Genomic DNA, 16,896 nt, shown 5'->3' on the forward strand with positions numbered 1-16,896 from the left:
GCGACGTAGTCAGCTGCGCCGACGGCGCGCGCTACGGCCTCCGGTGCTGGATTGGGCACGCGTTCCTCCCTGGAAGACGGGTGTTCGATAGTTTTCTTCATCGTCGAAGCCGTCTGCGCGGCCGCTCAAGATCGATTCCACCGTCCGCACCATCTCCAGAAGGCGCGGTCCGATGTCGTTCACCAGCCTGTCGCGCGACAGGCTATAGGAAGGCGCTCCGCAATTGAACGCATAAACACCCGAGCCGTCCGGCATGACGATCGGTGCGGCGACGCCGTTGACGTCCTCGATCCATTCGCCCACCGACCAGGTAAAACCATGCTTGCGGATATCCGCCATGGCCCGGTCGAGACCGTCGCGCATTCCCGGCCACTCGTCACCGGCCCGCTCGGCGAGCCGTTCGAACAATGCCTCGCGTTCCTCGTCCGACATCACGGAAATCAGTGCGCGGCCTATGGCGGTTGTGGCGATCGGAATGCGCGAGCCGACGTCGAGGCGGGCCTGCTGGATCGAGCTCGACAGGCAGTGCTGGACGTAAATGACGGCAAGCCGGTCACGCGCGCCGAGCGCGACCGAGGCCGCGGCGTAGTCGGCCAGGCCCTGCATGTAAGGGCGGGCGATGTGGCGGATGCCGATGTGCGCAAGCGCGGTGTAGCCGAGCGCCATCGCGGCGGGCGCGAGCTGGTACTTGTTGAAGCGGGGAACGTGGACGAGGTAGCCGAGCCTGGTCAGCGTATAGGTCAGCCGGGAGACGGTCGGCTTGGGCAAACCCGTACGCTCGGCGATCTCGGCATTGCCGAGCAGGCCGTCACGCGCACGGAAAACCCGCATCACTTCCAGGCCGCGCGCCAGCGCGACGACAAACTTGCGGTCGTGTTCCGGCGCGACGGGTCCGGGCTCGTCGATCGGTCCCGCATTCCTGGTGCTGCCCGGCCCTGTCACGTTGTCCTGTCCCCTGCGTTGACAAGCAGTGCAACAGTTTCTAGCGTTCAGGTCAATTTGTAAAATCTAATTTCGCAGAGCGAAACAAATATCCGGAAGGACATGACCTTGGCGCGTTCTATTGTCCCGTTTGCGGGGCGGACGGGGAGGGGTGCTTGCGAGGGGAACGGCGTTCGCTTAGTTGGGACGGCTGAAGCCGGCCGGTGCCGGCGCATCTGCCCAACCGAGATTCAGTGGAGACTTTGATGAGCGACGTCGTAAGCGTAACCAGGGACGGCGACGTCGCCGTCGTGACCATCGACAATCCCCCGGTCAACGCCTTGAGCCACGCAGTGCGCAAGGGCGTTTTCGACGCGATGGCCGCGTTGCGCGAAGATTCCGAAGTCAAGGCGATCGTGCTGGCATGTGCGGGCCGGACTTTCTCCGCCGGCGCCGACATCACCGAATTCGGCAAGCCGCCGCAGCCGCCGGCCCTCATCGAGATGATCAATGCCATCGAGGCGATGCCGAAGCCGGTCGTCGCCGCGCTGCACGGCACGGTGCTCGGCGGCGGCTTCGAGGTCGCGCTCGGCTGTCATCATCGCATTGCGGCGCCCGGCACGCGGGTCGGTCTTCCCGAGGTGAAGCTGGGCATCCTTCCCGGTGCCGGCGGCACGCAGCGCCTGCCGCGCCTCATCGGCGCGATCGAGGCCCTGAAGATCATCGTCAGTGGCGATCCGGTTCCCGCCGAAGAAGCCCTGAAGTTCGGCGCGATCGACGAGATCGCCACCGGAGACCTGACGCAGGCGGCTGTCGCGCTGGCGAAGAAAGTTGGTGCCGAGGGCAAGGAACCGGCGCGTGTCAGTGACCGCGACGACAAGCTGGCCGACGTCAAGGCCGATCCGACGGCGTTCAACGAGGCCGCCGGCAAGTTGACCGCACGGGCGCGCGGGCTCGAGGCGCCGCATGCCTGCGTCGAGGCGGTCAAGTGGTCGTTCGAGCTGCCGATAGAGGAAGGTCTGAAGCGCGAGCGCGAGGCGTTCATGAAGCTCGTCGCCGGCGATCAGTCGAAGGCGCAGCGCCACCTGTTCTTCGCCGAGCGCCAGGCCGCCAAGGTGCTCGACATGCCGAAGGGCACGAAACCGCGCGCGGTCGACAAGGTCGCCGTCATCGGTGCCGGAACCATGGGCGGCGGCATTTCGATGAACTTCGCCAATGCGGGCATCCCGGTGACCATCGTCGAGACCTCCCAGGAAGCGCTGGATCGCGGCTTCGGCACGATCGAGAAGAACTACAACATCTCGGTGTCGCGCGGACGGATGACCGAGGCCGACGTCAGGCAGCGCATGAGCCTGCTGACCGGCAGCACCGATATGAACGACGTCGCGGACGCCGACCTCATCATCGAGGCGGTGTTCGAGGAGATGGATATCAAGAAGCAGATCTTCTCGAAGCTCGACGAGATCGCGAAGCCGACGGCGGTTCTGGCCACCAATACGTCCTATCTCGACGTCAACGCGATCGCCAACATGACGAAGCGCCCGAGCTCCGTGCTCGGCACGCATTTCTTCAGCCCGGCGAACGTGATGAAGCTGCTGGAGATCGTGCGCGGCGCGGAGACGGCGCCGGACGTACTGGCGACGGTGATCGATGTCGGTCGCAAGATCAAGAAGGTGCCGGTCGTCGTCGGCGTCTGCTTCGGCTTCGTCGGCAACCGCATGCTGCGCGCCCGCTCGCTCGAAACCGAGCGCCTGCTGCTCGAGGGCGCGACGCCGCAACAGGTCGACAAGGCGATCACCGGCTTCGGCTTTCCGATGGGGCCGTTCGCCATGGGCGACCTCGCCGGCCTCGATATCGGCTGGCGCATCCGCAAGCAGATGGGCGCGACGGCCGATGGCGGTCGGGCGGACATCGCCGATGCCCTGTGCGAGATGGGCCGCTTCGGCCAGAAGACCGGCCGCGGCTTCTATATCTACGAGAAGGGCGCCCGCGCCGGCATTCCCGACCCTGAAGTCGAGGCGCTGATCGTGGAGACTGCGGCCAAGCAGGGGATCGAACGTCGCGAGATTGGCGACGAGGAAATCGTCGAGCGGCTGATCTACCCGATGATCAGCGAGGGGGCGAAGATCCTCGAGGAGGGCGTCGCCCAGCGGCCGGGCGATATAGACGTCGTCTGGGTCAACGGATACGGTTTCCCGGTCTGGCGCGGCGGGCCGATGTTCTACGCCGATCAGGTCGGGCTGAAGCATGTCCGCAACCGGCTCGCCCATTACGCCGAAGTTTCCGGCAACGCGGCCCTGAAGCCGGCGCCGTTGCTCGACCGGCTTGCCGATGAAGGATCGACCTTCGCAGCCTACGGCAGGGAGAAAGAACGGACGGCATGACGAAGCGTCCCTTCGCCTGGGAGAGATCCTACCCGCCAGGCGTTTCCTGGGACGCTCCGATTCATACCTCCACCATCCCCGATCTGTTCGACACGGCCGCCGCGGATTTCGGTCCGCGGCGGGCGATCGAGTACCGCGGCGTCGACGTCACCTATGACGCGCTGTCCAAGTGGGTCGACAACGCCGCCGCCGGTTTCCTGCGCGCCGGGGTCGGTCGCGATACCACGATCGCGATCTATCTTCCCAACTCGCCGTTCCATCCGGTCGCGTTCTTCGGCGGCCTCAAGGCGGGGGCGCGGCTGGTCATGCTGAGCCCGCTCGATGCCGAGCGGGAGCTTGCCCACAAACTTCAGGACAGTGGCGCCCGCATCCTCGTGACGACCGATATCGGGACCATGCTCCCGATGGCGATCAAGCTGCTCGAGGCCGACCATCTGGACCGGATCGTCGTTGGCGAGGATGCTGCGTGGGGCGCGCCGCCGATACCCGTCTACCCGATTCCATCAGACCCGAGGATCGCCCGGTGGTCGGATTATGTGGGCGGAGCGCAACCGCCGGAGGCCTGGCCGAAAATCGCGCCTTCCGATATCGCGGTCCTGCAATATACCGGCGGCACGACGGGCCTGCCCAAGGGCGCCATTCTCTCGCACGCGAACCTGACTGCCGCGACGTCGATCTACGAGACGTGGTTCAACGGTCAGAACCTGTCGGTCCCGGGCGGGGACCGTGTGATCTGCGTCCTGCCGCTGTTTCATATCTATGCGCTGACCACGATACTCCTGCGCCAGATCAAGGCCGGGAACGAAATCCTGCTGCGGCTGAGGTTCGACGTCGATACGACGCTGCGCGACATGGAAGAGTTGCATGCCACGGTGTTTCTCGGCGTGCCGACCATGTGGATTGCGCTGGTCAACTCGCCGGGTATCGAAGATCGCGATCTGTCGTCCCTGCGCTATTGCGGTTCCGGCGGGGCCCCGCTTCCGGTGGACGTCGCACGGCGCTTCGCCAATCTGACCGGCCACAAGCTGCTCGGCGGCTGGGGCATGACGGAAACCTCGCCCGCCGGTACGAACCTGCCGGCGACTGGACCCGCCAAGCCGGGGTCCATCGGGTTGCCGATGCCGGGTATCGAATTGAACATCGTTGCCCTGGACGATCCCGCGCACATACTCGAGCCGGGCGATGTCGGCGAGATCCGGATCAAGGGGCCGAACGTCACGCGGGGCTACTGGAACCGGCCCGAGGAGACGGAAGCCGCCTTCGTCGACGGCTATTTCCTGACGGGCGACATCGGCTCGATGGACGAGGACGGGTATTTTTACATCGTCGACCGCAAGAAGGACATGATCCTCTCGGGCGGGTTCAACGTCTATCCTCAGATGGTCGAGCAGGCGATCTACGAGCATCCTTCGGTCGCCGAAGTGATGGTCATCGGTGTGCCCGACGACTACCGCGGCGAGGCGGCGAAGGCGTTCGTGGCACTGCGCGAAGGCGCCGAAGACCTGGATCTCGATGCGCTGCGGCAGTTCCTCGCCGACAAGGTCGGCAAGCACGAGATGCCGCAATATCTGGAGATCCGCGAAGCCCTGCCGCGCAGCCCCGTCGGCAAGCTGTTGAAGACGGCGTTGCGCGACGAAGAGCGGCGCAAGGTCGCCTCCGGACCGAATAGCAACTGAAACGCCAATCGAGGACCATGCCCATGCGCGAAGCCGTCATCGTCTCCACAGCCCGCACACCGATCGGCAAGGCCTATCGCGGCGGGCTCAACAACACCGACGGGCCGACGCTTGCCGGCCATGCGATCGCGTCGGCCGTCGAGCGGGCCGGTATCGATCCCGCCGACGTGGAGGACGTGGTTATGGGCTGCGCCATGCAGGAAGGCACCACGGGTGGCAACGTCGCCCGCCGGGCCCTGCTGCGCGCCGGCCTGCCGGTGACGGTGGCAGGGTCGACGATCGACCGGCAATGCTCGTCGGGCCTCAACGCGATCGCGACGATCGCCCGCTCGATCATCCATGACGGCATGGCGGTCGGTGTCGGTGGCGGCGTGGAATCGATCAGCCTCGTGCAGAACGAGCATCGCAACACCTTCCACGAGTTCGACCAGGCGCTGATCGACATGAAGCCGGAGGTCTACCTGCCGATGATCGACACGGCGGAGGTGGTGGCCGAGCGCTATGGCATCGCCCGCGAGGCGCAGGACGCCTATGGGCTCGAAAGCCAGAAACGGACGGCCGCTGCGATGCAGGGTGGCCGCTTCACGGACGAGATCGCACCGATAACCACGACCATGGTGGTTGTCGACAAGGCGACGGGGGAAACCTCCGAGCGCGACGTCACGGTCGACCGCGACGAGGGGCCGCGGCCGGAATCGACTGCCGAAGGCCTGGCGGGCCTCAAGGCCGTGCGCGGCGAGGGCAAGACGATCACCGCGGGCAATGCCAGCCAGCTTTCCGACGGCGCGTCGGCCTCGGTGCTGATGGATTCGAAACTCGCCGAACAGCGCGGGCTCGAGCCGCTCGGCACCTTCCGCGGTTTCGTCGCCGCCGGCTGCGAGCCCGACGAGATGGGCATCGGGCCCGTCTTCGCGGTGCCGCGCCTTCTGAAGCGTCACGGTCTGACCGTCGACGACATCGACCTGTGGGAACTGAACGAGGCCTTCGCCGTGCAGGTGCTGTACTGCCGCGACAAGCTCGGCATCGATCCCGACAAGCTCAACGTCAACGGCGGCGCCATCGCGCTTGGCCATCCCTATGGCATGTCGGGCGCGCGGCTCGCCGGCCATGCCCTGATCGAGGGCAAGCGGCGCGGCGCCAAGCGCGTCGTCGTCACCATGTGCGTCGGCGGCGGCATGGGCGCTGCCGGCCTGTTCGAAATCAACAGCTGAGTGCCGATATGGATCTTGCATTCACGCCCGAGGAAATCGCGTTCCGAGACGAGGTGCGCACCTTCTTCCGCGAAGCGCTGCCGGCCGACATCCACAGGAAGATGACCGAGGGGCGGTCCGTCGAGAAGGACGACATCGTCACCTGGCAACGCATCCTCAACGCGAAGGGCTGGGCCGTGCCGCACTGGCCGGTCGAGTATGGCGGCACCGGTTGGGGGCCGATGAAACAGTACATCTTCGTCGAGGAACTGCAGCGCACGCCCGCGCCGTCGCCGCTGCAGTTCGGCGTCTATATGGTCGGTCCGGTCATCTACACCTTCGGCAACGAGCGACAGAAGGCGCATTTCCTGCCGCGCATCGCCAATATCGACGACTGGTGGTGTCAGGGCTTCTCCGAGCCGGGTGCGGGGTCGGATCTTGCCTCGCTGCGCACGTCGTCGAAACGCGACGGCGATCACTACGTGGTCAACGGCCAGAAGACCTGGACGACGCTGGCCCAGTACGCCGACTGGATCTTCTGTCTGGTGCGCACCGATCCCGACGCGCCGAAGCGGCAACAGGGCATCTCGTTCCTGCTGATCGACATGAAGACGCCGGGCATCACGGTGCGCCCGATCCAGACGATCGACGGCGGCGTCGAGGTCAACGAGGTGTTCTTCGACGACGTGCGGGTGCCTGTCGAGAACCTGGTCGGCGAGGAGAACCGGGGCTGGGACTACGCCAAGTTCCTGCTCGGCAACGAACGCACCAACATTGCCCGCGTCGGCGTCTCGAAACAGAGGCTCGAACGCATCCGTCAACTTGCAGCCCAGGTCAGCGACGGCGACCGTCCGTTGATCGAGGCACCGTGGTTCCGTGAGAAGCTGGCGGCCGCCGAGATCGAGCTGAAGGCGCTGGAGATGACGCAACTGCGCGTCGTCGCCGCCGACGCCAAGCGCGGCAACACCGGCAAACCGGATCCGGCGTCCTCGATCCTCAAGATCAAGGGGTCGCAGATTCAGCAGGCGACGACGGAACTGATGATGGATGTGGTCGGGCCGTTCGCGCTGCCTTTCGGCGACGGGCTTGAGGCGGGGTCGAACGAGATGCAGGTCGGGCCGGACTGGGCCGATACGGCGGCGCCGACCTATTTCAACTGGCGCAAGGTCTCGATCTACGGCGGATCGAACGAGATCCAGAAGAACATCATCGTCAAGGCGATCCTCGGGCTCTAGCGCCGACGGCGGAACAGCGCGTTCATCGACCGTAGTCGGGACGCGCTGAACACCACGAGGATCACCGAGAGTACGGCCCATCCCGAGGCGCGGCCGCGTCCCGGGGGGCAGGAATGGCCAGGGAGCGAGCAGGCTAGATGGATTTCGATCTGAACGACGAGCAGCGGCTTTTGAAGGAAAGCGTGGAGCGCCTGCTGGCCGACCGCTACGACTTCGAGACGCGCAACACGTGGCTTGGCGGCGAGCCGGGCTGGAGCGCCGACATGTGGGGCCAGTATGCCGACCTCGGCCTGCTGGCGCTGCCGTTCTCGTCCGACCATGGCGGCATGGACGGCGGTCCGGTCGAGACGATGATCGTCATGGAGGCGTTCGGCAAGGGGCTCGTCGTCGAGCCGTACTTCTCGACCGTTATCCTGTCGGGCGGCGTCCTGCGCCACGGCGCCAGCGAGGGCCAGAAGGCCCACCTCGTTCCGCAGATCGCGGAAGGCGGGCTCAAGCTCGCTCTGGCGCAGACCGAACGTCAGTCGCGCTACGACCTGTTCGATGTCGCGACCTCGGCGCGCGCCGATGGCGAGGGCTGGGTGATCGACGGGGCCAAGGGCGTCGTTCTGCATGGCGACAGCGCGGACAGGCTGATCGTCACGGCGCGGACTGCCGGCGACCGGCGCGACACGGACGGGATCGGTGTATTCCTGGTCGACGCCTCGGCGCCGGGCGTATCGCGGCGGGGCTATAGGACCCAGGACGGGCACCGGGCCGCGGACGTCATGTTCGAAAACGTGCGGGTCGGGCCGGAGGCCGTGATCGGTGATCCCGAAGGCGGGCTGCCGCTGGTGGCGCGCGCCGTCGACGAGGCGATCGCGGCGTTGTGCGCCGAGGCCGTCGGCGGGCTCGACGAGATGTACCAGCTCACGGTCGAGTACCTGAAGATGCGCAAGCAGTTCGGTGTGCCGATCGGCGATTTCCAGGTTCTGCAGCATGCCGCGGCCGACATGTTCATCGATCTCGAGCAGGCGCGGTCGATGACGATGTTCGCGACGGTGATGGCCCACAGCGACGATGCGCAGGCGCGCCGCCGCGCGGTATCGGCCGCCAAGGTGCAAATCGGCCGCTCGGCCATGTCCGTCGGCCAGAACGCGATCCAGCTGCACGGTGGCGTCGGCATGACGATGGAATTCAAGGTCGGCCACTACTTCAAGCGGGCGACCATGATCGACGCGACCTTCGGCAACGCGGCGTATCACCTGGCCAGGGTCGCCGACGCCGGTAGCCTGATCGCGGCATAGGTCTACAAGGAGAGGCAGCCATGACCGATCCGTTCCGCCTCGACGGCCAGGTCGCAATCGTCACCGGCTCCAGCAAGGGCATCGGCAAGTCGATCGCCGAAACGATGGCCGCGCTCGGCGCCCGGGTGGTGATCTCGAGCCGAAAGCAGGACGCCTGCGAGGCGGTCGCGGCCGAGATCCGCGCGGCTGGCGGGGAGGCCTTTGTCGTACCCTGCAACGTGTCGCGCCGCGAGGATGTCGACGCGCTCGTCGCCAGGACGCGGGCGCACTGGGGCAAGATCGACATCATGGTGTCGAACGCCGCAGTTAATCCGCACTACGGTCCGCTTTCGGCGTTGAGCGACGAAGCCTTCGACAAGATCATGGACTCCAACGTCAAGGCCAACATCTGGTTCGCCAATCATGTGCTGCCCGAGATGGCGGAGCGCGGCGGCGGTGCGATGATCATCGTCTCCTCGATCGCCGGTATGCGCGGCACGCCGGTGATCGGCGCCTACGGTATTTCGAAGGCCGCAGACTTCGCGCTGGCGCGCAATCTCGCCGTCGAGTGGGGGCCGAAGAACGTGCGCGTGAACTGTATCGCGCCTGGCCTCATCAAGACCGATTTCGCCCGCGCCTTGTGGGAGGACGAGGAAGACCTCAAGCCGCGCACCGCCACGACCCCGTTGCGGCGCATCGGGCGGCCAGACGAAATCGGTCCCGTCGCCGCGTTCCTGGCATCCGGGGCGGCGAGCTTCATCACCGGACAGGTGATCGTCGCGGACGGCGGCGCAACGATCGCCTGAGCGTTTAGACGCGGGCGATCATTCGTCTGTAGGTTCGCGGCGCCATGTCGGTGGCCCGCCGGAAGGCGCGCGTGAAGTGGGCCGGCTCCTCGTATCCCAGGCACAGGGCGATCTCGGTCACGGACTGTCCGGTTTCCGTCAGCAGATGACGGGCCCGGTCGAGGCGCGTTTGCGCGAGGATGTCCCGGTAGGTGAAACCCTGTTCGTGGAGCCGCCGCTGCAGGGTTCTGACCGCAAGGCCCATGCGGCTGGCCGCACCTTCCATATCGGTGCGGCCCTCCAGCAGGCGCGTGCAGGCGATATCCGCGACGATGCCCGCGATATCGCTCGGAGGCCGCTGGCGGACCATGGCTTTCAGATCATGCAGTGTGGGCGGAGACTCGCGGGCCGGATTATCGAGCAGCGCGCGCGCAAGGTCGGCGGCGGGAAAGACGATGGAGAGCGCGCTGCGATTGGCCAGGATGGGAACGCCGAGGGCGTCCTCCACCGCCGACAGCCGGTTGTCGCCGCCGTAGCCGACTTCGATACGAAGCGGCTGCCAGCTTTCGCCGCAGTAGTGCCGGAAACACGAGAGCAACGCCGGAATCGTGTGTTCGAGGTGCTGGCGTGCGCCGTGCGCCGGCCGGACCGGGATATGATAGGTGTATTTCGCGACATCGCCGCGGACAGAGAGGGTCAGGCGCGTGCCGGACTGGTGGTAGCGCAACGTTCGCGAGGCCCGTTCGAGGTGTCCTCCGAGCGTCGGCGCCGATAGCGCATAGTCGACCCATTTTCCGAATTTTCCCCCCATCGTCGTCCCGACCGTGAGCCCGAACAAGGGATCGCCGGTCCGCCTGGCGGCGTATTCGAACAGGTCGATCAGATCGGCGAGCGGCATCCTGTGGTTGGGTTCGGGGATGATGGAGAGCGGAAGGTCGATTTCGTCGAAGAGACGCTGCAGCGTCCTAGTCCCTTCGCGTTCCTCGACAAGAGCGGGCAGGGGGCCCATCCCCCTAACCGATGTCATCGCTGTCATCGATCTACCCATGTCGGCTAACTAATTGACGTGGCGTAAAATGGCAAGTTGTCGCGGGCCGCAGGCAGTAGGGTCGCGCAGCTAAGCCGCTTTTCGCTTTTCGGGACAGGAATACGAAATGGCGCTCGGGTCCGGCCGGAGCGCCCATGCCGGCACGAGCCGATTGGAGATTAATCAGATGACTAGACAGGATATCAGCATGCAGCGTTCGCTGTCCCAGGTACTAATGCGTTCGGTGGCCGGTCTGGCTCTGGCCTGCGCGGCCGTGCTGGCGTCGCCGGTTTTGGCAGACGAGGCGGAGGTCGCCAAGTTCGAGGCGAAATACGACGGATACAAGACGAATCTGGCTCCGCTGGTGCTCGATCGCGGCGACAATCTTGCTTATACGCAGGCGGGCCCCACAATCCATCCCGAACAGACCGCCTTTGCCCGTCAGATGGGCCGGGGCATCTACATGCCCGTGAAGGACAAGGTGTACGTCGCGGTCGGCTACGGCATCACCAGCACGACCATGGTGGTCGGCGACGACGGCGTGATCATCATCGATTCCGGTGAGAACGATACCTTCGCCAAGGAGGTGATGGCCGACTTCCGCACGATCACCGACAAGCCGATCAAGGCGGTGATCTATACGCACCGTCACCCCGACCACCCCTTCGGCACCAAGGGGCTTGGCGTGACGGAAGAGGACGTCGAGTCCGGAAAGGTGCGGATCTTCGCGCACGACACGTTCGAGGAGTTCCTGATCAACGACGCCAGCGTGGTCGGCCCGATCCTGTCGATCCGGACCGCGCTCGCGTCGACCTTGCTGCCGATCGGTCCCGAAGGCCGGGTGCACCAGGCGCTGGGCCCGACCTTCGATGTCGGCCCGGTTTCGCTCCTGCAGCCGACCGACACCTTTTCGGACGAACTGGAAACCGAGGTCGCTGGCGTCAAGATGGTGCTGTTCCACGCGTATGGTGATGCCGAAGACGAGATCGGCATCTACTTCCCGGACCTGAAGCACCTGCACGGCTCGGAGACGATCCAGGGCGAGTCCTTTCCAAACATGTACACGCTGCGCGGCACAAAGTTCCGTGACCCGGTGGAGTGGTACAAGGGGGTCGACAACCTTCTGAAGTATGCCGACCTGTCGGACAGCTACTCCGGCTCGCACATGCGTCCGTGGGTCGGCAACGACTTCGTCGTGGAACGGATCACCAACTACCGCGACGCGATCCAGTATGTGCACGATCAGTCGGTGCGCCTGATGAACAAGGGCTATACCCGCGAGGAACTGGCCGACGCGATCGAACTGCCGTCGCACCTGAAGGATGATCCCTGGCTCGGCGAGTACTACGGGACGGTGGCCCACTCGGTTCGCAACGTCTATGGCGGCTATCTCGGCTGGTACCAGGCCGATCCGACCGAGCTTGCCACCCCCGGCTTCGTGGAGAAGGCGAAGCTCTACGTGGATTCGATGGGCGGCCGGGATGCCATCCTGGAGCGGGCGCGCACCGCAATCGACAACGGCGAGTTCGGCTGGGCGATGGAAATCCTCACCCATCCGATCCGGATCGACCACGACGACATGGAGGCGCGGGCGCTGAAGGCCGAGGCGATGCGCAAGTGGGCCTATCAGCAGCCCAACATCTACTGGCGCGGCCTGGCCCTGGGCGGCGCCCTGGAACTCGAAGACAAGCTCGACTACACGCAGGTCTGGAACTTCGCTGCGCCGGATATCATCAAGGCGCTCCCGGCAAGCGCGGTGATCGAGTCCATGCGCGTCAATCTCGATCCGAAGAAGGCCGCCGATGCGGATCTGACGGTGGGATTCAAGTTCACCGATGTCGGCGAGGAAGACGCGCTGCATATCCGTCGCGGCGTCGCGATCTACTCCGACACGATCCCGGCGGAAACCGATGCGACCTTCGTTTCCACGAAGGCGGTGCTCGACAAGATCCTGCTCGGGGAGACGACGTTGCCGCAGGCGCTTGACGATGGCGAGGTGACGGTCGAGGGAGACCCGGCGGCGGTCGAGGCGTTCTTCGGCTATTTCGATCCGCCGAGCGAGGACCCGATCAAACTCGTGGTCCGCTAGTCGCGTAACCATTTGCGCGGGCGCCTCCCGGGCGCCTGCGCACCCCCTCTCGGTCAGGGGCCAAGAAGCCGCGGCCGGCAAGGCGCGGCTTTTCGGCATTGTGCCACCGGAGACCGACCGCCGGCCGGTATGGCGGTTCGTTCCGGCCGAAATCCGCGCCTTCCACATACCCTCCATGAATCCACCGACTTGCACGAAAGGGGGGCGTTAGTGTCCTATGGCGTCCGATCGGCCGCGGGGGATAGCTGTGCGGCCAGATGGCCGCGGGGCGACCGACGGTCGAACAGCGTTCGGGGACAACACCATGGTCGTGCGGGTCGATATAGCCAAACGGGTGCATGATCACACCTGGAAGCTCGATCCGATCGTGCGGACGCTTCTCGACACCGACTTCTACAAGCTGCTGATGGGCTCGATGATCCATCGGCTCCATCCGGACGTGAACGTCACCTTCTCGCTGGTCAACCGGACCAAGACGGTTCGGCTTGCCGACGACGTCGACGAGGCCGAACTCCGTGCGCAGCTGGACCATGTCCGGACGCTGCGGTTCGGAAAGAACGAGCTGATATGGCTCGCCGGCAATACCTTCTACGGTCGCAAGCAGATATTCGATCCGGACTATCTGTCCTGGCTCGCCGACTTCCAGCTGCCCGAATACGAGCTGATCAAGCGCGACGGGCAGTACGAGCTGCGCTTCGAGGGGCCGTGGCGGGAAGTCACCATGTGGGAGGTGCCGGCGCTCGCCATCATCACCGAGCTGCGTTCGCGCGCGGCGGTGCGCGGCATGAGCCGGTTCGAGCTCGACGTGCTCTATGCCCGGGCGAAGGCCAAGCTGTGGGACAAGATCGAGCGGCTCCGCGCGCTGGCTGCCGAAGGGCCCCTCAAGGTCGGTGATTTCGGCACGCGGCGGCGCCATTCCTATCTGTGGCAGCTATGGTGCGTCGAGGCGCTGAAGGAGGGGGTCAACGACAACCTGACCGGCACCTCCAACGTCAAGATGGCGATGGAGCTCGGCCTGGAGGCGATCGGCACCAACGCGCACGAATTGCCGATGGTCTACGCCGCGCTGGCCAACAGCGACGAGGCGCTGCGCGCCGCGCCCTACCAGGTGCTGCGCGACTGGGCGAGCATGTATGACGGCAATCTCAAGGTCGTCCTGCCCGACTGTTTCGGCTCGACCAACTTCCTGCGCAACGCGCCCGACTGGGTCGCCCGCTGGAAAGGCGCACGGCCCGATTCCAAGCCGCCGCTGGAAGCCGCCGACGAGTTGATCGCCTACTGGAAGTCGCGCGGCCAGGATCCGATGGAAAAGTCCGTCATCCTGTCCGACGGAATGGACATCGATTCCATCGAGGAGTCGGTTCGCTATCTGCGCGGCAAGGTCAACGTGCTGATCGGCTGGGGCACCAATCTGACCAACGATTTCCGCGGCTGCGCGCCGAGCGGCGTCGACGGGCGGCTGAAGGCGATCTCGCTCGTCTGCAAGGTGACCGAAGCCGGCGGCCGGCCGGCCGTGAAACTGTCCGACAACGTTACCAAGGCGACCGGACCGATCGACGAAATCGAGCGCTATCGCCGCGTCTTCGGCGAGGAAGGCATCGTCGACCTGCCCGTGGCGGTGTGATCGGCCGCGCGTCATACGGGACAGCCGTCGGATAGTCGTACCGCTCGCGCGATTTCTTTTCGGCACCGACCGGGCGATACTTCATCCCGGTCCGTTTGGGAGCTTTCCCGCCATGTGCCGTCTCGTTGCCTATTCGGGCGAGCCGATCTTCCTGGAAACGCTGCTATCCGATCCCCCGCGCTCGCTGGTCAACCAGTCGCGCGAAGCTCGGGAGTCGCTGTCGACCGTCAATGCCGACGGCTGCGGCATCGGCTGGTATGCCGAGCGCGAGGTCCCGGGGCGCTATCGTTCGCTTCGGCCGGCCTGGGGCGATGCCAATCTCCTGTCGATCAGCGAACAGGTTCGTTCGCCTTTGTTCGTCGGGCATATCCGGTCGGCGACGTCGGGCGAGGTTGCGACGGCGAACTGCCATCCCTTCGCCGTCGGCAGGCACTTGTTTCTGCACAACGGCGAGATCGGCGGTTTTCGCAAGCTGCGCCGGGCCATCGAGGCGCTGATCCCCGATGAGCTCTATCCGGAGCGGAAGGGGCAAAGTGACAGCGAAGCCATCTTCCTCATCGCGCTCGGGCACGGTCTCGATACCGACCCGGGCAAGGCGCTTGCGTCCGCGCTCACCGATATCGTTGCGGTGATGGAGGAAAACGGTGTCGACGAGCCGGTCTATTTCGCGGCCGTCCACACGGACGGAAGAACGCTGCAGGCGTTCCGGTGGGCCCGCTACCACATCGGACCGACGCTCTATCACCGCGAGATTCCGACGGGCGTCGTCATCGCGTCGGAGCCCTATGACGACGAGCACGAGGCCTGGCATGCGGTTCCCGAGGACAGCATGGTTTCGATCGGCGCCGGCCACGCTGCACGTCTCGAACCATTCCTCGGCCGGAAGAACCCGTCCGCCTAGTGAGGCTCGCTGGGCTTCGAGCGATCGGGACGCTGCCCCACTTTTCGACCTTCCCGGCCGAGGCGGGCTGGCCCTATCGCATCTTCTGCAACAGCTCCGCCGTCGGATAGGAATCGGCGGGCAGGCCGAGACGGATCTGCTCGGCCTTGACGGCGGCACGGGTGTTGGCGCCGAGGATGCCGTCGATCTTGCCGACGTGGTAGCCGCGCGCGCTGAGCGCCTTCTGCAACGCGATGGTCTCGTTGCGGCCAAAGGGTTTCGCGCTGCCCCGGCTGACCTTCGGTGCGCCGGCCATACGGGTGGCCAGGTAGGCCGCTGTGGTTGCGTAGACCAGCGACCGGTTCCACTGCAGATAGACCTGAAAATTGGGGTAGGCGAGGAAAGCCGGTCCGTCCTTGCCCATCGGGAGCAACAGAGAGGCCGACAGTCCGTCGGCGGGCAACGCAGAGCCGTTGACGCGGGTGACGCCGAAGCGGGCCCATTCCGAGCGCGGGTACTGCAGGGCGATGTCGGCCTCCTGCCAAGGCAGGTTGGCCGGCACCTTCACCTCTTCGAGCCACGGTTCCCCCGGACGCCAGCCATGCTTGCGCAGAAGGGCGGCGGAGGAGGCAAGCGCGTCGGCGGAACTCTTGATCAGGTTGCGCTTGCCGTCGCCGTCGAAATCGACGGCCGTTTCCATATAGTCCTTCGGCAGGAACTGGGTCTGGCCGAGCTCGCCGGCCCAGGCGCCGCGCATCTCGGAGGCCGTGAGGTCGCCGTGGTCGATGATCTGGAGCGCGGCCAGGAGATGCTCTCGAAACAGGTCCGGGCGGCGGCAATCATAGGCGAGGGAGGCGAGGGCGTTCAGTGTTCTGAAGTCGCCGTTATTGGCGCCGAAATCGGTTTCCAGCGACCAGAAGGCGACGATGACGGGGCCCGGCACGCCGTATTGCTGCTCGATGCGATTGAACATCTGTTTCTTGGACGACAGGTGCTTGGCGCCATTCTGCAGCCGGTAGGAGTTCACCATCCGGTCGGAGAACTCCAGGAAGCTTTGCGAGAAGACGCCCTGTCCGCGGTCGCGGTTGACGACCGACTGGTCGTACTGAACCCCCGAGAGGGCGGACTTGATCGTGGCTTGCGAAATGCCCCGCTGCGCCGCTTCCGCCCGGAAGGCATCCAGCCATTGGGCAAAGCTCGCACCGCCGTGGCAGCTGGCCGCCGAAGCCGGCCCGCCGATGACCATGGCGAGCAGGCCAACCAAGACCGCTGCCGCCGCACTTCCGCGTCGCATGATTTCCACTCCGGACCCCTCGTTTCGAATCACCCCGCACTGTGCGAATAGCCGGTGTCCGTTTCAAGGCTTTGCGACATGCGAGAGCGGCAGCGCGGCATCTGTGGTTGCTGATGGGATCGCGAAACCGATACTGCGCGGGACCGATATCTGACCGTTCGGGGGATCGTGTGCGATGCCGTCTTGATTGGATATTCATGTAATATTTATGTATAAATAATTTCTACTATAGAAATACTTTCTTTTTCTTTTGTAAAATCAGTCTTAATTTTTGATTCACGTAATCGAGGTTTGATTCCGATTTGTATATACAGAGCGAAGTTTCATAATTTTAATTTCGAATAGGCCATTTGAGGGCCTGGTGAAAATTGCACTATGGCGGGATAGTTCGAATTTATTATTTCCATATCCTTGACGGAAAGATGTGATTATTGGAGCGTGATGGCCGCGCCTGCAAGCAGGCAGGGGAACGGCGATCGGCAGCGAACCCGTTCGGTCGGACCGTTCGATCCAATCGAAACAAGGA

The 16,896-nt window shown here is 65.0% G+C and carries 12 protein-coding genes; 9 read left to right on the top strand and 3 right to left on the bottom strand.

Annotation, left to right across the window (positions count from 1 at the left end; genetic code table 11):
- Window positions 1-9: 9 nt before the first annotated feature.
- The gene (locus MUB46_RS08410; protein WP_261615434.1) at window positions 10-942 is read right to left on the bottom strand and encodes an IclR family transcriptional regulator; all 933 of its coding nucleotides are present in this window, start codon (window positions 940-942) and stop codon (window positions 10-12) included.
- Between the two features lie 245 nt (window positions 943-1,187).
- Between MUB46_RS08410 and MUB46_RS08415 the strand changes: the two genes are divergently transcribed.
- The 6 genes from MUB46_RS08415 to MUB46_RS08440 all read left to right on the top strand — a co-directional run bounded on the left by MUB46_RS08415 (window position 1,188) and on the right by MUB46_RS08440 (window position 9,477).
- Complete coding sequence (locus tag MUB46_RS08415) at window positions 1,188-3,305, top strand: 3-hydroxyacyl-CoA dehydrogenase NAD-binding domain-containing protein (protein WP_261615435.1); 2,118 nt, start codon at window positions 1,188-1,190, stop codon at window positions 3,303-3,305.
- On the top strand, window positions 3,302-4,981 hold the full coding sequence (pimA, locus tag MUB46_RS08420) for a dicarboxylate--CoA ligase PimA (protein ID WP_261615436.1): 1,680 nt from the start codon (window positions 3,302-3,304) through the stop codon (window positions 4,979-4,981). Before MUB46_RS08415 ends, pimA begins: the two co-directional genes overlap by 4 nt.
- A gap of 23 nt (window positions 4,982-5,004) precedes the next feature.
- Window positions 5,005-6,192 carry an acetyl-CoA C-acyltransferase gene (locus tag MUB46_RS08425; RefSeq protein WP_261615437.1) on the top strand — a complete coding sequence of 396 codons (1,188 nt, stop codon included), beginning with the start codon at window positions 5,005-5,007 and terminating at the stop codon, window positions 6,190-6,192.
- Between the two features lie 8 nt (window positions 6,193-6,200).
- Complete coding sequence (gene pimC / locus MUB46_RS08430; RefSeq protein WP_261615438.1) at window positions 6,201-7,406, top strand: pimeloyl-CoA dehydrogenase large subunit; 1,206 nt, start codon at window positions 6,201-6,203, stop codon at window positions 7,404-7,406.
- A 137-nt stretch (window positions 7,407-7,543) separates the two neighbouring features.
- Window positions 7,544-8,692, top strand: coding sequence for an acyl-CoA dehydrogenase family protein (locus MUB46_RS08435; protein WP_261615439.1), 1,149 nt, complete (start codon window positions 7,544-7,546; stop codon window positions 8,690-8,692).
- A 20-nt stretch (window positions 8,693-8,712) separates the two neighbouring features.
- The gene (locus MUB46_RS08440; RefSeq protein ID WP_261615440.1) at window positions 8,713-9,477 is read left to right on the top strand and encodes an SDR family NAD(P)-dependent oxidoreductase; all 765 of its coding nucleotides are present in this window, start codon (window positions 8,713-8,715) and stop codon (window positions 9,475-9,477) included.
- A gap of 4 nt (window positions 9,478-9,481) precedes the next feature.
- Here MUB46_RS08440 and MUB46_RS08445 read toward each other — a convergent pair whose 3' ends face one another.
- Window positions 9,482-10,465, bottom strand: coding sequence for a helix-turn-helix domain-containing protein (locus MUB46_RS08445; RefSeq protein WP_261615441.1), 984 nt, complete (start codon window positions 10,463-10,465; stop codon window positions 9,482-9,484).
- Between the two features lie 205 nt (window positions 10,466-10,670).
- Here MUB46_RS08445 and MUB46_RS08450 point away from each other — a divergent pair, with 205 nt between their 5' ends.
- The 3 genes from MUB46_RS08450 to MUB46_RS08460 all read left to right on the top strand — a co-directional run bounded on the left by MUB46_RS08450 (window position 10,671) and on the right by MUB46_RS08460 (window position 15,097).
- The gene (locus tag MUB46_RS08450) at window positions 10,671-12,572 is read left to right on the top strand and encodes an alkyl/aryl-sulfatase (RefSeq protein WP_261615442.1); all 1,902 of its coding nucleotides are present in this window, start codon (window positions 10,671-10,673) and stop codon (window positions 12,570-12,572) included.
- A gap of 304 nt (window positions 12,573-12,876) precedes the next feature.
- On the top strand, window positions 12,877-14,196 hold the full coding sequence (locus MUB46_RS08455) for a nicotinate phosphoribosyltransferase (protein WP_261615443.1): 1,320 nt from the start codon (window positions 12,877-12,879) through the stop codon (window positions 14,194-14,196).
- Window positions 14,197-14,308: 112 nt separating this feature from the next.
- A complete protein-coding gene (locus MUB46_RS08460) occupies window positions 14,309-15,097 on the top strand; it encodes a class II glutamine amidotransferase (protein ID WP_261615444.1) in 789 nt (262 codons plus the stop codon).
- Window positions 15,098-15,170: 73 nt separating this feature from the next.
- Here the strand turns inward: MUB46_RS08460 and MUB46_RS08465 are convergent, their stop codons facing one another.
- Window positions 15,171-16,370, bottom strand: coding sequence for a lytic murein transglycosylase (locus tag MUB46_RS08465; protein ID WP_261615445.1), 1,200 nt, complete (start codon window positions 16,368-16,370; stop codon window positions 15,171-15,173).
- Between the last annotated feature and the right edge of the window lie 526 nt (window positions 16,371-16,896).

The organism is Microbaculum marinisediminis, assembly GCF_025397915.1.
Classification (GTDB): domain Bacteria; phylum Pseudomonadota; class Alphaproteobacteria; order Rhizobiales; family Tepidamorphaceae; genus Microbaculum; species Microbaculum marinisediminis.